This is a genomic window from Vibrio sp. K4, from assembly GCF_051122595.1.
In the GTDB taxonomy this organism is placed as follows: Bacteria; Pseudomonadota; Gammaproteobacteria; order Enterobacterales; family Vibrionaceae; genus Vibrio; species Vibrio owensii.
Genome location: NZ_CP178577.1, coordinates 1,285,250 through 1,302,941, shown reverse-complemented (window position 1 = coordinate 1,302,941; position 17,692 = coordinate 1,285,250). Strand labels below are relative to the sequence as shown.

At 41.3% G+C, this 17,692-nt stretch carries 15 protein-coding genes; 5 read left to right on the top strand and 10 right to left on the bottom strand.

Annotated elements, in window-relative coordinates; all coding sequences use genetic code 11:
- Window positions 1-4: 4 nt before the first annotated feature.
- The gene (locus ACLIIY_RS06080; RefSeq protein ID WP_010446562.1) at window positions 5-925 is read left to right on the top strand and encodes an IS5-like element ISVa2 family transposase; all 921 of its coding nucleotides are present in this window, start codon (window positions 5-7) and stop codon (window positions 923-925) included.
- 13 nt (window positions 926-938) lie between these two features.
- Here the strand turns inward: ACLIIY_RS06080 and ACLIIY_RS06075 are convergent, their stop codons facing one another.
- Window positions 939-1,136 (bottom strand): hypothetical protein, encoded by a 198-nt coding sequence (locus ACLIIY_RS06075; RefSeq protein ID WP_434528300.1) that lies wholly within the window; start codon window positions 1,134-1,136, stop codon window positions 939-941.
- 20 nt (window positions 1,137-1,156) lie between these two features.
- A complete protein-coding gene (locus ACLIIY_RS06070; protein WP_025789568.1) occupies window positions 1,157-1,540 on the bottom strand; it encodes a hypothetical protein in 384 nt (127 codons plus the stop codon).
- 189 nt (window positions 1,541-1,729) lie between these two features.
- Here ACLIIY_RS06070 and ACLIIY_RS06065 point away from each other — a divergent pair, with 189 nt between their 5' ends.
- From ACLIIY_RS06065 to ACLIIY_RS06050, 4 genes are all read left to right on the top strand, one after another.
- Window positions 1,730-2,173 (top strand): hypothetical protein, encoded by a 444-nt coding sequence (locus tag ACLIIY_RS06065; RefSeq protein ID WP_025789569.1) that lies wholly within the window; start codon window positions 1,730-1,732, stop codon window positions 2,171-2,173.
- Between the two features lie 701 nt (window positions 2,174-2,874).
- Window positions 2,875-5,298, top strand: coding sequence for a DEAD/DEAH box helicase family protein (locus ACLIIY_RS06060; protein ID WP_025789570.1), 2,424 nt, complete (start codon window positions 2,875-2,877; stop codon window positions 5,296-5,298).
- Window positions 5,299-5,355: 57 nt separating this feature from the next.
- Window positions 5,356-5,841, top strand: a complete 486-nt coding sequence (locus ACLIIY_RS06055; RefSeq protein WP_033007198.1) for a hypothetical protein — start codon at window positions 5,356-5,358, stop codon at window positions 5,839-5,841.
- 156 nt (window positions 5,842-5,997) lie between these two features.
- Window positions 5,998-6,426: a hypothetical protein gene (locus tag ACLIIY_RS06050; protein WP_025789572.1), complete on the top strand. Its 429-nt coding sequence runs from the start codon at window positions 5,998-6,000 to the stop codon at window positions 6,424-6,426.
- An 88-nt stretch (window positions 6,427-6,514) separates the two neighbouring features.
- On the opposite strand, the gene galK is transcribed toward ACLIIY_RS06050, so the two are convergent.
- The 8 genes from galK to ACLIIY_RS06010 form a co-directional block, all read right to left on the bottom strand.
- Entirely contained in the window at window positions 6,515-7,678 is a 1,164-nt protein-coding gene (gene galK, locus ACLIIY_RS06045) for a galactokinase (protein WP_025789573.1), read from the bottom strand.
- A gap of 117 nt (window positions 7,679-7,795) precedes the next feature.
- Entirely contained in the window at window positions 7,796-8,848 is a 1,053-nt protein-coding gene (locus ACLIIY_RS06040; RefSeq protein WP_025789574.1) for a UDP-glucose--hexose-1-phosphate uridylyltransferase, read from the bottom strand.
- A 76-nt stretch (window positions 8,849-8,924) separates the two neighbouring features.
- Entirely contained in the window at window positions 8,925-9,944 is a 1,020-nt protein-coding gene (galE, locus tag ACLIIY_RS06035) for a UDP-glucose 4-epimerase GalE (protein ID WP_025789575.1), read from the bottom strand.
- Window positions 9,945-9,987: 43 nt separating this feature from the next.
- Entirely contained in the window at window positions 9,988-11,721 is a 1,734-nt protein-coding gene (locus ACLIIY_RS06030; RefSeq protein WP_434528299.1) for a methyl-accepting chemotaxis protein, read from the bottom strand.
- 62 nt (window positions 11,722-11,783) lie between these two features.
- Window positions 11,784-12,704: an IS5-like element ISVa2 family transposase gene (locus tag ACLIIY_RS06025; RefSeq protein ID WP_010446562.1), complete on the bottom strand. Its 921-nt coding sequence runs from the start codon at window positions 12,702-12,704 to the stop codon at window positions 11,784-11,786.
- Window positions 12,705-12,953: 249 nt separating this feature from the next.
- Window positions 12,954-14,216 carry a maltoporin gene (locus ACLIIY_RS06020; protein ID WP_031501606.1) on the bottom strand — a complete coding sequence of 421 codons (1,263 nt, stop codon included), beginning with the start codon at window positions 14,214-14,216 and terminating at the stop codon, window positions 12,954-12,956.
- A 148-nt stretch (window positions 14,217-14,364) separates the two neighbouring features.
- Window positions 14,365-16,431, bottom strand: a complete 2,067-nt coding sequence (locus ACLIIY_RS06015; RefSeq protein WP_025789578.1) for a beta-galactosidase — start codon at window positions 16,429-16,431, stop codon at window positions 14,365-14,367.
- On the bottom strand, window positions 16,431-17,678 hold the full coding sequence (locus ACLIIY_RS06010; RefSeq protein ID WP_025789579.1) for a glycoside hydrolase family 53 protein: 1,248 nt from the start codon (window positions 17,676-17,678) through the stop codon (window positions 16,431-16,433). The genes ACLIIY_RS06015 and ACLIIY_RS06010 overlap by 1 nt, the downstream gene beginning before the upstream one ends.
- Between the last annotated feature and the right edge of the window lie 14 nt (window positions 17,679-17,692).

Sequence of the window (17,692 nt, the reverse complement as noted above, 5' to 3'; positions counted from 1 at the left end):
CCTCATGCCTAAACCTCGTTACAAAACAACTAACTGGAAGCAGTACAATAAATCCTTAATCAACCGTGGTTCTCTGACCTTTTGGATTGATGAGGAAGCGATAGCTGAGTGGAAGCAAAACAAACAAGGCAAGCGTGGTAGACCTCGCCGATTCAGCGACTTAGCCATTACTACCGCACTGATGGTGAAACGCGTTTTCTCTATGCCCTTGAGAGCGCTGCAAGGTTTTCTAGACTCCGTATTTAAGCTGGCTAACATCCCGCTTGTTTGCCCGCACTACACCTGTATAAGCCGCCGAGCTAAGGAAGTTGAAGTTTCATTTAAAACCAAAACCAGAGGAGCAATACAACATCTGGCCATTGATGCCACTGGCCTCAAGGTTTATGGCGAAGGTGAATGGAAGGTCAAGAAGCATGGAACTGATGGGAAGCGAAGAGTCTGGCGTAAGCTGCATATCGCGGTAGATACAAGCACCCACGAAATAGTCGCAGCAGAGCTGAGCTTATCTAACGTAACTGATGCCGAAGTGCTCCCCAACTTACTCAAGCAAACACGTCGTAAAATCATTGAGATATCAGGCGATGGCGCTTATGACACAAGGAATTGCCATGATGCCATACGGATCAAGCGAGCTGTTCCGCTCATCCCGCCAAGAGAAGGAGCAGCCTTCTGGGAACAAGGGCATCCTCGTAACTTAGCGGTAGGTTGCCAGAAGCTCTACGGCTCCAACAAGAAGTGGAAAAAGCGGTATGGCTATCATAAGCGCTCTCTGTCAGAGACCGCAATGTACCGAGTAAAACAGTTGCTAGGTGGGAAATTAAGTCTAAGAAATTACAACGCTCAGGTTGGCGAGACTTACGCCATGATCAAAGCACTGAACAAACTTACAGGGCTTGGTATGCCTGAAACTCAGTATATTGTATAACAGTCGCTCAACTTTAGGAGGTTTGGTTTCTCGTCTGAATTACGCAACAAAGCCACTCTCCTACCTCATTAAGTTCATGACTTAATTCTAGATCCATTTCTGTTGCGGTTTCAGAGACAAACAAAAACCATTGTTCTTCAGTTGTGTAGTGATCTGTATAGTACACTTGAACTTCCTCAGGCATTTGTTCACATTGATGCTGCTTCGTCATAATATCTATCCCGATTCACATTAAAAGAAACAAAACATTTCACTTTCTTTGACTTGCTCTTTTCGTTTTGATTTGTAACGATTGCAACCATAGAGTCCAGGGACACGAGATTCTTTCTGTGTTTGGTTGCTTTGCGCTGATTGGAGTCTATCCGTTTTAATATGGTATTGACTCGACAACATACAGTTAGCCGATTTTTTATTGGAGAATGATGCGTTTGGTTTAATTCTATGCTGCTGCTGTTCTTCAACAGTTAAACTGTTCGCTTTAAGTAATGCTTCGCAATCTGAGATTAAATAATCATCAAAAGGATTTAAATCAACACTGGGGTTTAAACCATCATTTAAACGACTTTTAACAAGGTTTAGTTTTGGGTTTTTATATACATATTTACGACGATTCATTTTGGTAACCTTTAAATCAATAAGATGCTTAATGCCCTTTTAATAAACCACATTTAAAAACCATTGTAAATATAAAAACAAAAATATAAATCAAACAAAAATTTTTTAATCATTAAAAACTTCCACACTTTTTAAGTTTGGTTTAAAATTGGAGTATTGGCAATTGTACATCTAATAGGAATAAAACTAATGACATTGACTGAAAAACAAGAAGCAGCCATAGAAATATTTAATAGTCGCAATAATATCCGAGGCTTAGAACTATCTCTGGGAGAGTTAGAAGCAATCCGTGATAGAGTTAGCCACGTTATAGATGAGCTTAATACTGCGCAAGAAGTGAAGGCTGTTGAAGCAGCCATACACGCTTTACAAGTAATTGACTTTGAAATCCCTCACGAACTCGAAAAAAAGTATAAAATTTTAACAGGTTCAAAGTCTTCTACCGCAACGAAGCGAAAACCAGCACCACTTGTTAAATTTAAAGTAGGAGAAGATGTTTTTAAAGAAAGATCCCAAGGTAAAGCATCACGTGAACTGGCGGCAGCAATTGAAAGATACAATAGTGAAAATGGTACAAAACTGACTAAGAAAGACTTTAAAACCGATGAAATCGTTGAGGATGACAACCTTTAGTTTAAGAGTTTAAGTCTAAATATCATTAAGTATCACCATTCGTTTACTGGAGTTATGATCACGTACTCATCTATTGAAACTCTCGCTCAAAGAGCGAGTCTACCTACTGATGCATAGTACCTCGCAAGTGGCATATAGATTTAATGCTTAATTTTGAGTGTCCACTTCTCCATTTATTATTATATATACATTTGAGAATGTGGACACATAGGTCGATAGCCATTCAAAGGTTAACTTTTACTCAAAATGAACAACCAGCAAATTTAGCATGCTACCGCATGCATATTTCAATAATTCAATGACAATTAAGAGTTTATGTTTAGGAATACAGGCTCTCAGTGTCCACATCTACATTTCTCTATTATATATACAATACAGAAATGGACACATTGTTATACGATCATAAGTCAAAGTAAGTCATATTTCTAAACTTAAATACACTAAGTTACAACCTGAACAGTTCGTTATACATGGGAGTAATATTATTTAAATAATATTATTAACAACGTAAGAACTCATTTAGCCTTTATATTTTAATTTTAATATCATCGAATATTAAAATTAAAATATAAAAACCAATAACAATTAAATCATTGAAATACAAAGAATAAATAGACATTATAAAAAATATTAAAAAATAGATTGATTTTGTCGTTATTTATTAATTAGAATTTTAAAAACTAATTAATCGAGATTAAATCATGGAATATTATTATAAAAATATCAGCACAGCTACACCTTTAAAAAACAAAAATATTAGACTTCACATTACTAAGAATGAAAAGGATGTTATAAAAGATACCGAAGCACGTGATGACTTAGCTATACGATCTCCGAGTGAAGTACTCATTAATAACCACGTCTACAACCGTTGTGTGAGTTCAATCTGTATTTACGCATCGACTGATTTACACGAAATCATCGATGCCATAGCCACAGCCATCCGATTTAAAAAGGAGTTGCTCATCTCAGGCCACCCGATAGATTTGATCGATATGCTCCCTATATTTCAAGAAGTCTACTTAACGTCTCAGGCATGTAAGCTAGACATCAACAGTGATGAGTTAATAGAGCATGCGTTCAAGCTGCTCAGAAAAGCTGTGCAAACGTCTTCTGCATCTATTGATTTTGTGAAGTCTTTTGCTTCAACATTCTTTGAAATCAGTGACGATGAGATCAATCAGCGTTTACGCTCCGTCAGGCTAAAGGAGAATGAAGCGATCACTCTGTCCCTGAACTTTTCAGAAGCAAAGACGGTTTCCTGTTTAAACAACATCGACTTATCGTTAAACCGAGTTAATGTTATCTCTGCTGAAACAGGGACGGGGAAAACAACGTATGTCATTGATAATTATCTTCGTGATCTTCTGAAAAAGGATTCGAACTTAAGAGTTGCCATCATTGCTCATAAAAACGAAATCAATAATAACATAAATTATAAGATCTCAACGCTGCTACCCAATGCGAAGGAAGCAAATCACAACACTAAGTCATTAAGAAAGCTTGAAGAGGCACAAATCATCGTTTCAACCACAAACTCACTGCCTAACATGCTGCAGTATGTACTCGGCTGCGATTTAGTTATCTTCGATGAGAGCGAAAAAGGCTTCTTATCACTCGACGGTAATCATTATAAAAATGAACGACTGAAAGCAAAATCATTTAACGCTTTAAAAACGGTCATCACCTACGCGAAGCAAGTTATCATGATGGATGCTGACAGCACTAACTGCATCACGGCTGAATTAGTTAAGTCTACAGGAATTCACGATTATCAGTTCTATAAAGTCGAGGGCGGAAAATATTCTGACATCAACATCAACCTCGTGAATAGAGATACCGTACTGAACGCAATCAGGAACGAAGATAACGCTTATCAGGTGATTGCTTTCGATAAGAAAGAAGCTTTGTACCAATATTTGTTTTCGATCGGCCTTAAATCTTCAGGTAAAGGCTGTGCTGAAAAAGCACTGGAAGCTGGGTATCTAGTGGTTACCCGTGATACTTGTAATACTGATGCTGTACGTAAATATCTAGCTACCCCAAACGTTTCATGTTTCTTGTACAAGCAAATCTTATACTCGCCCTACATCGATTCAGCAGTCAGTATCGAAACCAATTACACAGATAAGGTTTTAGTTATATCACATAGCATACTCACACCTAAGGGACTCATTCAGATGGGGAGAAGGTTTCGCCAAGCAAAGGAAATTACTTACGGTATTCAAACCGACAACGTTATCCCCTATGAGTACAAAAACATAGATTCTTCTGGTAAACCAATCAATAGTTCGTTTACTTTCGAACACATGCAGCACGTTATCCATCATATCTCGACGCATACGCGCCATAATATGCCTTTATCTTTAAAGCGCACCGCGACAGCGTTAGGTTTTCGAGTTAACGCTGAAGAATACTACGCAAAACAAGATGCCAATGAATCTCTGCTGCAAAAGCAGCTTGAAGAAGTATACAGGGCCTCAGTTAACGAATCGATTTATAACGCGCCTGAACATGTCACTGACCTGGATGAAGCTAATGAAGTCATTCAATCAGGCCAAGCAAACAACTTGCAACTGAGTGCTGCTGAAAAGAGAGTGATTTCAGAAAGGTTGCATATTCAAATTGATTATTTGACTGACGACGCAATCTCATTTTCTAGAAACAAAGCTTCGTTATTAGAACATTTGCAAGAATATACTGAGTGGCGCCAGACTAAAACATCAGACCAGCCCCTTTTTAATCTGATGAATGTTCTTTTTAAAACTTTAAACATATCTATTGAACGTATTGACCAGAAGCATTCTATCCCTAAATCCAGTTATTATGAAGCTTATGATATCATCAACCAGTTATTAAATGGTAATTCCGCACTCTGTAAAAAACTGAGTTCGATGAATACTATGTTGAAGCCCATCACTTCACAGTCACATTCTGAAGGCTATAAAACACGGGCAATAAATGATTTTCTTTCTAAACTCGGGTTTGACACTGAAGTTGATCATAAAACAAACGGGAATTATAGAAAGTATAACATCTGGTTAAATTCACACGCGTATCCATCGATACTCAATAAACATGATTATTATGAAACTTCACTTGATATAAAACAAGCTATTATGTAATCATTCTGTTCGGTTTTAAGCAATTCTACCTTTTAATCTATGAAAATGATTTTCGAAATGCAGTATCGGCGTAAAGAAAAGTTTATCTATAGACGTGATGAGATCTGCTCAATCTTTAGAAGTGATGATATTGAGCAGATCATTGCAAAAAACGACTACATCGTCAGTATTGATTTTGAGCGATTTGTTTACTTGCGTTCGACATTGCCGCCTGATTTCTTTGACAAACTAGCTTTGTCACTGCGAGAAGGCGAACTGTGTTATATATCTTTCGAAGATGCCCTTTCAAGATGGAGTGTTATCTCTCAGATCCCGATGATTTTAATTCTCGGCACAACGGGTGAATCGGGCTTTTATAAGACTAGATTTGGCAGTATTGAGTTTGTCCATGTTCCTCATAGTCGAGAGTTAATACTTTCAAATACGACCGAACCTTATTACGCCATTCGATTAGCTAAGAAATTTTTTGCTTTTGAAGATTTAAAACGGATTGATAGAAACATGCATCTTATCGATTACGAAGAACTCTATTGTGATGATTAAATAATTAAAATAATAAACCTTCACTTTTTATAGAATTTAATTGACTTTAATCATCATCAGTTATAATTTAAAAACAGACGTGTTAAACACCCCGCGTGTCACTTAATAAATCTACAATAAACGAAGTTTTTGGGGTAAGTTTATTAAGGATTTATTATGCAAAATTTGAAGAGCTATCAAGAACAGTCAAATAATCAAATTTCTTTGATTAACCGCCCTCTATTCACTAGTCATGACATTCGTTTAAACGGCAGAAAGTTACATATCACTTCGCCACTAGACCTGTGCCTTACTTTTGCACAATCTATGGAGCTAGTACTCCTTTCGTATGTAAAATTGAATGATGGTTCTGCTATTATGGCAACCTTTTCAAGCATGCTTCTATGTCAGATTGAAAGTGAGGAAGACATTTTAAACGTAGTGTTTGCTCTCAATAAATCTCACTTTAGAAATATAACTGATAATGGGCAACTTCAACTTTATCTTTTTGATGATGTTGATAACAACTCCGAAATAGATGGTTTCTGTTGTTCCTTCTCAATTAACGACTGGCTAAATCACGTTCAGCCTAATCGAACTTCATAAAATCGTGAACATTTCTCTTTGTTGTTCTTTTCCCAGATTGAACTATGCCAGCGTTTGCAAGCTGGCTTTACTTAGTAACTTACCTGTTTCACTTATAGACTTCAACAAGACCAGCGCCTTCTTTTGCCTGACAAACGTAAATTGATTCTTTCAGGCCCGTCGCAGCTTCATACTTAGATTCAACGGTTGCTTTCACTTCGTCAACCAGCGTTTGCGGAACCAATGCCACTACACAACCGCCGAAACCACCACCAGTCATACGTACGCCGCCCTGCTCGCCAATCACGTTTTTAACCATTTCAACCAGAGTGTCAATCTCTTTGACTGTAATATCGAAATCATCACGCATCGAAGCATGTGACTGAGCCATAAGTTCACTCATGCGTTTAATATTATGCGAACGGAGCGCTTTTGCCGCTTCGACTGTGCGATTGTTTTCAGTGATCACGTGACGCGCACGTTTTGCTACTATTTCATTTAGCTCATAGACTTTTTCGTTGAACTGCTCAATAGTCACATCTCGCAGTGCCTTAACTCCAAAAGTACGTGCCGCCTCTTCACATTGCTGACGACGCGTGTTGTATTCACTATCAACCAGACCACGCTTTTTATTCGAGTTGATGATCACGACCGCCATATCTGCTGGCATTGATACTAGCTCCGTTTCAAGGCTACGGCAGTCCAAAAGCATTGCGTGGTTTTCAAGACCTTCCGCGGAAATCATTTGATCCATGATACCGCAATTACAACCGACAAATTCGTTCTCTGCTTGTTGGCCATTAAGCGCGATTTCCGTCTGGCTGATTTCCAGATTGAATAACACTTTAAACGTTTGACCGATGACAACTTCAAGCGCCGCAGACGAGCTTAAACCCGCACCTTGCGGTACATTTCCGCTGACTGATATATCAGCGCCAGTGAAATAGTAACCACGATCAAGCAAGCACTTCACCACACCACGAATATAGTTCACCCACATTTTGTCTGCTTGAAAAGTGATATCCTGGCTAATATCGAATTCATCCACAGCATTGCCGTAATCAAAAGACACCACACGGACTAGATTGTCGTCACGCTTTGCGGCAGCAACGACAGTTTGGTAGTTAATAGCACACGGCAGGACAAAACCGTCATTGTAGTCAGTGTGCTCACCAATCAGATTGACGCGACCCGGCGCTTGGATGATATGGCTTGGTGCATAGCCCAATACTTGCTCAAAAGAAGCTTTCACATTTTGGATTAGATCTGACATAGTTAAATCTCGGTTTCAAATTGTATTTAGATCCCCGAACCCTTTGTTCATTCGCGCTCGTGAACCACTTGTTTGATTTTCTGTTTTTTAGGTTCTAGGATCCTAGAACCTACTAAATCACTGCTCTTTGTAGTGAACGTAACTTAAATCACGCAGACGCTGTGACGCTTGCTCTGCAGTTAAATCTCGTTGGCTTTCTGCCAACATTTCATAACCCACCATAAATTTACGAATTGTCGAGCTGCGTAATAGTGGCGGGTAAAACAGCGCATGCAGCTGCCAATGGTCAACATCTGTGCCTTCTTCGAAGAACGGCGCGTAATGCCAGCCCATCGAGTAAGGGAAAGAGCACTGGAACAAGTTGTCGTAACGGCTGGTCAACTTTTTGATAGCCATAGCGAGATCATCTCGTTGCTCATCGTTCAACTCACACATGCGGCGAATGTGTGTTTTTGGAAGCAACATGGTTTCGAATGGCCAGGCCGCCCAGTAAGGTACAACCGCAACCCAGTGTTCGGTTTCAACAACAATTCGTGAGCCGTCTTTTAACTCAGCCTGAACGTAATCAACCAGTAGGTTGCTTCCTTTCTCTTGGTAATACGCTTTTAGGTTATGCTCTTTACGTTCGATCTCATTAGGTAAAAAGCTGTTCGCCCAAATCTGCCCGTGTGGGTGTGGTTGAGAACACCCCATGGTCTCACCCTTGTTTTCAAAAGCTTGAACCCAGATGAAATCTTTACCTAACTCTTCAATTTGCTCATTCCATGTATCAATCACATCCCGAATTTTATTCACTGGTAGTTCTGGCAACGTTTTGCTGTGATCCGGTGAGAAGCAGATTACTCGGCTCAAACCACGTACCCCCTGAGTTTTGAATAATGGGTTGTCCGACTCAGGTGCATCTGGTGAATCCACCATCAGAGCCGCAAAATCGTTATTGAACACATAGGTTCCTTGGTAATCAGGGTTCACGTCACCTGAAATACGTTCGTTGGTCGGACAAAGGAAACACTTGCCGTCGTAAGTCGGCAGTTCGTCCATCGCAGGCTTTTCATCAGCACCACTCCATGGACGTTTTGCCCGGTGTGGTGATACCAAAACCCATTGACCAGTCAACGGGTTGTAACGACGGTGTGGATGATCCACTGGATTAAATTCAACATTCGACATCTTATTTACTCAACTTTCAAAATACGTTCTTTTCACTGCACATCTCGATGAGACTGGATCTGCAGATCGGCTTAAATTACTCAGCGGAATAACCTTGAGGATTATTTGATTGCCATAACCAGGTATCCGCCGTCATTTCCGTAACACTACGTGTTGCTTTCCAGCCAAGGTCTCGCTCTGCCTTTTCAGTGCTCGCCCAACACTCAGCGATATCACCGGGTCTGCGCTGGCAAAGCTCGTAAGAAACTGGATTACCACAAGCCACGCCAAATGCCTCAACCATTTCGAGCACGCTTGAGCCTTTACCTGTACCGAGGTTATAAATGTGTAGTCCTGACTTTGCGCCTACGGATTTGAGTGCAGCAATGTGGCCATCAGCTAAGTCCATAACGTGGATATAGTCACGAACTCCCGTACCATCCGGTGTTGGGTAATCGTTTCCAAAAACAGACAGTTTTTCACGACGACCAACGGCAACTTGGGCAATAAATGGCATCAGGTTGTTTGGAATACCTTGTGGATCTTCTCCCATAGTGCCAGACGGATGAGCACCAACTGGATTAAAGTAACGCAGCCAAGTGATACTCCAATCATTTTCAGCATTGAACAGATCACGCAGACACTCTTCCACCATGTATTTACTGCGGCCATATGGATTGGTAGTTGTGCCAGTTGGCGAATCTTCAGTGATAGGTACGATGTCCGGGTCGCCGTAAACCGTTGCAGATGAACTAAACACAATACTTTTTACGGCCGCTTTACGCATGCTGCGTGCCAATACCAGTGAGCCATTGACGTTGTTGTCATAATATTCCAATGGTTTAACGACCGACTCGCCCACCGCTTTTAAGCCAGCAAAGTGAATCACAGCTTGGATTTCGTGTTTCGTAAATACCGAATCCAGGAAGTCTTCATCCCGAACGTCGCCTCGATAAAACGTAGGTTGCTTGCCTGTTAACGCTTCAATTCTGCTGAGAACTTCGACCTTGGCATTGCACAAGTTGTCAATGATGATTGGATCCATTCCCGCTTCAATCATCTGCACGCATGTGTGACTGCCGATGTAGCCCAGACCACCTGTAACAAGAATTTTCACTTTTGCTTCTCCTTGAATAATTTCAAATTAGTTAGTTTCGTAGTTAAACTTTGAAAACCGCCACGTCTTTCGTTAGTGCTGAAGAAACTCGGCTGATATCTCCATGAACACTCGCGATAGCATTTGCACTGTGAGTAATTTCATCGCTCAAAGATTTAGACAGCTCAATCTCCGAGTTCAGCTTCTTCATCATTTCACACTGAATATCTGACGCTTGGGAAATGCCAGAATTGATGGTATTGATTTCACTAACGGCACTCTCAACCAGTTGAATTTGATCAATAACTTCTAACGTACGATTTCGACTTAGCTCGCTGCTTTTTAGAACTTGAGACATTTGTCCAATAAGTTGCTCCGACGAGTCGGAAAACTGAACAAGAAATTCATCAATCTCAATGGTGCTGCTTCGAGTTTTCGACGCGAGCATTCGAACTTCTTCAGCGACAACAGCAAAACCCTTTCCTGACTCACCAGCTCTTGCAGCCTCAATGGAAGCATTTAACGCTAATAAATCAGTTTGATCGGCAATTTTCTGAATAGAACTTAGAATGCTACTGATCCCCTGAGAGACAGTATCCATCACGCCGATTGAGGAAGATATTTTGTCAGTGTTCTCACCTAAGGTGATCACAATATTTTCAGCAATATTGCCTTTAACGACCGCTTCACTCACCCGACTACTTACTTGCTGCGCTAACTCCATTGCTTGTTGAGTTTGTTGCTGAATATCTAATGATGACAGTCGAATATCATTTATAGCATCAGACAGACTCTCACTTTGCTTGCTGTAACGGGAGACAGTAGAAACATTCCGTCCAATTTGAACATCAAGTTCTTCTCTGGCGCCGTTTAAAGCGACGTTTGACCTGGATATTTTTTTAAATAAAGCCTGTAGATTATCTATAAAACAATTCACTGAGTTAGAGATATGGCCTATTTCATCTTGGCGATTAATATTAATTCGTTGGGTTAAGTCCGCATCATGACCTGCCAAATTCTCCACTAAATTCTTTAACTTAGATAGCGGGTTTAATTGAAAATTAAGAATTATCAAACTAATAACCAGCATAATAAAAGCGCAAAGTGACATATACTTTGTAATATCTTGGTTTATACCATCGATAATCTTTTTGATATATCTGTAGTCAATATACGAGCGTAAATACCAATTTGAACCAGCAACAGTAACAACATCAGTTTGCTTTAATTCTAAATTTAACTTTCCAGTTGAATAAATAGAATTGCTTTGTTCATCGAGTAGTTCAAAGTAAACGCCTGGAACACTATAGCGCTGTATAAGTTCCCCAATCAAACTCAAGTTGATAGTGAAAAAATCTACTACACTATGTTTCTTTTTCGAAATAATTACTTTTGCCTGACCACTTTCAGAAAAAATTTGTGTTATTTTTATGCCTTCTTGATGGTCACGAGCCAAATCGATATAATATTGGGATTGCTCTTTATCTAAGCTTCCTTTATCACTTAATTCAGTCTTATTGACAAGCTTGACAACTTGTTCATAACCTAGTTTTTGCTTAGTATCACGAATACCAATTACGCCAAAATCAAGGCTCTCTATCACCGATATATCGCGTTCGATTGACTGTTTAATTTCACTGCTAATCAATCTTACATTGCTAACCATACGACTGTCGTATGAGTTATTGATGTAATCACCAATAATATATTTAACACTAAAGTAAGCAGTTACGATAGTAATTATTAATGATATTCCAAATAAGATTATAATCTTATTTTTTAACGACAGTGGTTTCATACATCAGTGGCTTTGTTGCGTAATTCAGACGAGAAACCAAACCTCCTAAAGTTGAGCGACTGTTATACAATATACTGAGTTTCAGGCATACCAAGCCCTGTAAGTTTGTTCAGTGCTTTGATCATGGCGTAAGTCTCGCCAACCTGAGCGTTGTAATTTCTTAGACTTAATTTCCCACCTAGCAACTGTTTTACTCGGTACATTGCGGTCTCTGACAGAGAGCGCTTATGATAGCCATACCGCTTTTTCCACTTCTTGTTGGAGCCGTAGAGCTTCTGGCAACCTACCGCTAAGTTACGAGGATGCCCTTGTTCCCAGAAGGCTGCTCCTTCTCTTGGCGGGATGAGCGGAACAGCTCGCTTGATCCGTATGGCATCATGGCAATTCCTTGTGTCATAAGCGCCATCGCCTGATATCTCAATGATTTTACGACGTGTTTGCTTGAGTAAGTTGGGGAGCACTTCGGCATCAGTTACGTTAGATAAGCTCAGCTCTGCTGCGACTATTTCGTGGGTGCTTGTATCTACCGCGATATGCAGCTTACGCCAGACTCTTCGCTTCCCATCAGTTCCATGCTTCTTGACCTTCCATTCACCTTCGCCATAAACCTTGAGGCCAGTGGCATCAATGGCCAGATGTTGTATTGCTCCTCTGGTTTTGGTTTTAAATGAAACTTCAACTTCCTTAGCTCGGCGGCTTATACAGGTGTAGTGCGGGCAAACAAGCGGGATGTTAGCCAGCTTAAATACGGAGTCTAGAAAACCTTGCAGCGCTCTCAAGGGCATAGAGAAAACGCGTTTCACCATCAGTGCGGTAGTAATGGCTAAGTCGCTGAATCGGCGAGGTCTACCACGCTTGCCTTGTTTGTTTTGCTTCCACTCAGCTATCGCTTCCTCATCAATCCAAAAGGTCAGAGAACCACGGTTGATTAAGGATTTATTGTACTGCTTCCAGTTAGTTGTTTTGTAACGAGGTTTAGGCATGAGGCTACGACGATTGATGGGCGTAGCCGCTCAGATCGTAGTTTCTTGATTTAGTTCCATCGAATTACGCAACAAAGCCTACATCAGTCCATGTAAAAAGGCTCTTGAAATGGAAATATAGACATATTTTCCGCCCCCTCCGGCTGAATACGACCCAATTCAAGAGCAAATGGCAAAGGATTTCGATGTGATAGGCCAGAATGGAGCTAAACAGGCCTATCTAAGTAGTAAAATGGCAATTTCTATTTATTACCACCAAGCCTCAATTTGTACACCGTAGTTGATGGTGTCGTTGCTCTTATTGTTGTCAAATGAGTCGCCCTCATTGTCTTTCAAATAAGTCGCAAAGAATCGGATTTCTGGACGAGCGAAGAAAGACTCTCCCGTTGAGATGGCGTGTGCGATAGTGAATTTTGTGCCACTAAACTTGTCTTCGGAGCCTGAATCCCAAGTTTTTTCTTGGTCAAAGTAGCCGACCTCTAACATAGTCTTATTGTATGGCGACCAGTTGTAAGTTGGACGAGCTACAAATGAGAACAACTCTTCCTTATCTAACCAGTCCCCATGATCTTTCACGTTACCGTAAGTTAGAACATGGTTGATCACGACATTCTCGCCTAAGTTCAAATCACCAGTACTGATAAAGCGGAACCCTTTTGCATCGCTGACATCACCACTCCAGATGTCATACCAGCCCCCCCCTTGTGAGATAGCGTTCTGTGCAAGTCCTTTGTCCATATATTGGAGCACAAACTTGTTATACCCCAATGAAAAACTCTGGCTAAGTTCAGCAGTTAACATTAAACCGTTATCGAAGTTCTCAGCGGCGTCTTCTTGCTCATCCGTTGGGTTAACCATTGCATAGTCAACACCGAATTCAGTCCAGGAGCCTTCCCATGGGCTAAAGCCAGCGTAACGTAAATCTAAGAAGTAAGTATTCAAATCTCCGTAACTCGTTTTATTGCCAGTATCATCCCACTCGGCCAACTCATTATCGGCTCGGATAACCGCTGCTGAAATCGCACCGGTATTTAACTTGATGTTTTCGATACCCACACCGTAGCCAGAAATATTCCAGTATTTAGTGTCTATAATGTGGATATCATGACGTTGATAAAAGCGTTTACCAGCCCAGATAACGGCATCAGGAGAAGATGGGATATAGCCTTTAGCTTGAACATTTAACTGCTTAATACCAAAGTTGGCACTGTCATCTTTACTATTTTCAGACTCTAGGTTCCCCTCCGATGACATTTCAAACATACTTTCAAAGTACATTGAACGACCATCTGCATTAAATAACTCTTGGCCTAATCCAATTTCCGAATAAGTATCAAACTCATTACCCAAGCGACCCAATGTCGTTTTATAAAACTCATCTCCTCCTTTGGTACCGCCTCCATCAGCACTGGCTCCCAAACCAGCACGTACGTAACCGTAGAAATCGACTGCTGAAACTTGAGTGGCGAATAAAGAACCTAAAATAGCGACTGTCAATGTTGCTTTTTTCATTTTAATTTCCTTTTGTATTACTTTTGAGTTATTGGCTGGGTAAATATCGCCATATCCTTTGTTTAGGCAATACTTACCCGTAAGATGAATTTCATCTTATTTTTAAATATTGTTATTCATTGCCCGCCTAAATAATCAGGCGGGATAGCTATTTATAATTTCTGATAACGATGACTTGATAGGGTTGAAGTTTAATATTCTCCTGAATATCGTCACCTGTACTTGCATTTATCCAATTCCCGTGCGGAACTTTCAAATCTCGCGGATCATTCAAAAAGTTCATAATGAACAAATAGCGAGACTGTTCATCTTCACGAGTTGTCACTGACACCCCGTAAGGCACGTTTTCAATTGGCTTGCGGATTCCATGTAAATTAGCAAGAGAGATGTAAAATAACTCGTTAAACTCTGTCTCTGTACGTGCAGCGATGTAATAAGCACAACCTTTACCAAGCTGGTTCTTAGTAATGACCGGACAAGCATCAAATAGATCCTCACGGTAATAAGCCAGAGCGTCTGCCGTCTCTAAATGAATATGTTCCATTAAGTGCTTGGCCTTAAATTCACCACTGAAGCCAAAACCAGAGTGCGTTTCCATTTCAAACAATACGCGTTCATGGTCATAGAGTGAGTCAATCTCTTCAGTCCAAATACCCAACGTGCGGCGCAATGGGCTGCCTTCTCCACCAGGGAAACCTCCCAAGAAGCACAGGTCATTCTGATCAACGATGCCACTCCAATAAGTCGCGACTAACGTCCCACCCTGCTCCACAAATGCTTCCAGACGTTCTGCTACGCCAGGTTTTATTAAGTACAGCATAGGTGCAACAATGATCTTGTAAGGAGTAAAATCACATAGCTGCTCTATAATGTCGCAGCTAATACCTTGCTGCCAAAAACCTCGATAATGGTCACACACGGTTTGCTCGTAGTGCATGCCTTCATTGCGAGGACCTGAAGCATCATCCATTGCCCAACGGTTTTCCCAATCAAAAATGATCGCCACTTCGGCCTGCGTGTTCGTTCCCGCCACATCATTAATTTGTTTAAGATACTCACCAACGGCTGTCACTTCTCGACCAGTGCGAGTATTTGCATGACCAACGTGGTCGATCACCGCACCATGGAACTTCTCTACAGAGCCGCGGCTTTTTCGCCACTGGAAGTACTGAACAGAATCAGAGCCATGAGCGACTGCTTGCAATGAGGAAAGCAGATGGACACCGTCTTTTTTGAGCTTAGTGATTGGCTGCCAGTTAGTTTGGCTTGGGGTTGATTCCATGAGTAAAAATGGCTGGTTTTTCAGTGTGCGCATCAAATCATGGTACATCCCGGTATAGCAAGCGAGCGCAACTTCATCGCCGTCACGGTGCCAAAGCGGATAGCTGTCCCAAGAAACAACATCAATTGACTTTGCCAATTCCCAATAGTTGTAGTCGTAAAAGTACTCCATGAAGTTTGCCGTCGTAGGCAGATCAGGATTAATCGACTTGAGCGGTGCAATCTCGTGCTCACAGAAGTTCGAGACGCGGTCAGTACAGAATCGTTTCCAATCTAACTTCAGTGCGTGAACGGAGTTCTCACCAACGGGAGATGGTGATTCAATTTGTTCCCAACTGGTGTAAGTATGACTCCAGAACGCACTCCACCACAGCTTATTAAGATTGTATAGGGAGCCGTATTTGTTTTTCAGCCACAAACGAAACTCTTCTTGGCAGTAATTACAGTGACAATCGCCGCCATATTCGTTTGAAACGTGCCAGCCTATCACCGCAGGATGTTGACTGTAACGTTCAGCCAATTTAGCGTTCATGATGCTCACTTTCTCACGGTAATTCGGTGAGCTGTAACAATGGTTATGACGTTCTCCATGCAGTTGTTTAATACGTGCGCTGTTGACTCGAAGGACGTCAGGGTATCGTTCAGACAACCAGGCAGGACGCGCGCCACTCGGTGTCGCCAGGAATACAGAAATCCCATTGTCTGCCAAGTTATCCAGTACGTTATCGAGCCATTCAAACTGAAACTCACCTTCAACAGGCTCAAGAGCAGACCAACTGAAGATACCGACAGACATAACGTTACAATTCGTCTGCTTCATCAGTTCAATATCTTTCGCTAAAATATCAGGTCTGTCTAACCATTGCTCAGGGTTGTAATCTGCTCCATGGAGCAAGCCTTTTATCTTTGGAATGATGTGTTTTTTATTGTTCATTATTGACCTTTAAATACTTTCAATGACGGTAGTGCGTTACCTTCAAAATCAAACAGTGCTTGGTTCTCCCATGAATTGCCCATGTCCCATTTGTCCCCGCTATAGTCCATGCCAGCGCCTGTTGACCAGGTTGCCCCATCGATTGGTAACCATGCGGGTTCCCAGTAATAAATCCCTAAACCTAGTTCGTTAGGCAGTTCATTCAACAGCGTCATGATGTCAGCCAGGTATTGCGCCTGGCCCTCAATTGACACACTGTAGCCCTCAATCGGCCCCGCCTCGGAGTAGCTATTACCTAACGAATCACCATTCTCAGTGGTAAACGGGAAAGACGTTTCGACCAAGACAACAGGCTTGTTGTAGCGACTGATGACGTCATTCATATTGGCTTTTACTTTGTCAATTGGGCCGTGCCACCACGGGTAGTAAGACATACCAATCACATCAAAATCGACACCACGCTGGGTGATTTCATCAAACCACCAACGGAAAAGACCGTTATCACCGGCTTCAGCGAGGTGCAACATGATTTGAATGTCTTTACCACTGTCGTTGTCGTGAACCGCTTGGATGCCGGTTTTTAAAAGCAGTGACAGGCGGTCGAACTCCTTACCATCTTGACCCCAACTCTTACCCTCCGGCCAAAGCATGCCACCATTCAGTTCGTTACCAACTTGAACCATGTCTGGCACGACACCCGCAGCTTGGTGTGCTTTCATCACCTCTGCTGTATAGTCGTAGACTTTCTGTGTTAGGTTCTCAAACGTAAGTTGCTCCCACTCTTTTGGCTTTTGTTGCTTTTTAGGGTCAGCCCAAAAGTCGCTGTAATGGATATCAAGCAGGAATGACATACCGTTTTCTTGTGCGCGTTTACCAAGCTCAATGGAACGCTCTAACGTGTTATTACCGCCACCAAATACATCACCAGTGGCTGACATTGGGTCTACCCACAAACGTGCGCGAATAGAATTAACTCCACTATCTTTTAATATTTTAATCAGATCTTTTTCATTGCCAACTTGGTAATATTTCCCACCCAATTTTTCTATTTCAGGCAACATGGAGATATCCATACCACGAATAAAATCAGCTCTCAGTGTTGGAGCAGTTATAACAGGAGCAGTTATAACAGTATTATCCACATCAGCATTAATATCAGAGCTGTTATTATTTGAAGTATTTACAGATTGACAGCCAGCCAAAGCCACTGCCGCACTAATAAGTGCAACCTTAAATTTTGTATTCATATTTTTCTCTCTAG

Bases quoted from the DNA above. Each gene is read 5' to 3' on its own strand.
- ACLIIY_RS06025 (WP_010446562.1), bottom strand. From the start codon at position 12,704: ATGCCTAAACCTCGTTACAAAACAACTAACTGGAAGCAGTACAATAAA.
- ACLIIY_RS06075 (WP_434528300.1), bottom strand. From the start codon at position 1,136: ATGACGAAGCAGCATCAATGTGAACAAATGCCTGAGGAAGTTCAAGTG.
- ACLIIY_RS06060 (WP_025789570.1), top strand. From the start codon at position 2,875: ATGGAATATTATTATAAAAATATCAGCACAGCTACACCTTTAAAAAAC.
- ACLIIY_RS06015 (WP_025789578.1), bottom strand. From the start codon at position 16,431: ATGAACAATAAAAAACACATCATTCCAAAGATAAAAGGCTTGCTCCAT.
- ACLIIY_RS06010 (WP_025789579.1), bottom strand. From the start codon at position 17,678: ATGAATACAAAATTTAAGGTTGCACTTATTAGTGCGGCAGTGGCTTTG.
- ACLIIY_RS06080 (WP_010446562.1), top strand. From the start codon at position 5: ATGCCTAAACCTCGTTACAAAACAACTAACTGGAAGCAGTACAATAAA.
- ACLIIY_RS06065 (WP_025789569.1), top strand. From the start codon at position 1,730: ATGACATTGACTGAAAAACAAGAAGCAGCCATAGAAATATTTAATAGT.
- ACLIIY_RS06020 (WP_031501606.1), bottom strand. From the start codon at position 14,216: ATGAAAAAAGCAACATTGACAGTCGCTATTTTAGGTTCTTTATTCGCC.
- galK (WP_025789573.1), bottom strand. From the start codon at position 7,678: ATGTCAGATCTAATCCAAAATGTGAAAGCTTCTTTTGAGCAAGTATTG.
- ACLIIY_RS06070 (WP_025789568.1), bottom strand. From the start codon at position 1,540: ATGAATCGTCGTAAATATGTATATAAAAACCCAAAACTAAACCTTGTT.
- ACLIIY_RS06055 (WP_033007198.1), top strand. From the start codon at position 5,356: ATGCAGTATCGGCGTAAAGAAAAGTTTATCTATAGACGTGATGAGATC.
- ACLIIY_RS06030 (WP_434528299.1), bottom strand. From the start codon at position 11,721: ATGAAACCACTGTCGTTAAAAAATAAGATTATAATCTTATTTGGAATA.
- ACLIIY_RS06040 (WP_025789574.1), bottom strand. From the start codon at position 8,848: ATGTCGAATGTTGAATTTAATCCAGTGGATCATCCACACCGTCGTTAC.
- ACLIIY_RS06050 (WP_025789572.1), top strand. From the start codon at position 5,998: ATGCAAAATTTGAAGAGCTATCAAGAACAGTCAAATAATCAAATTTCT.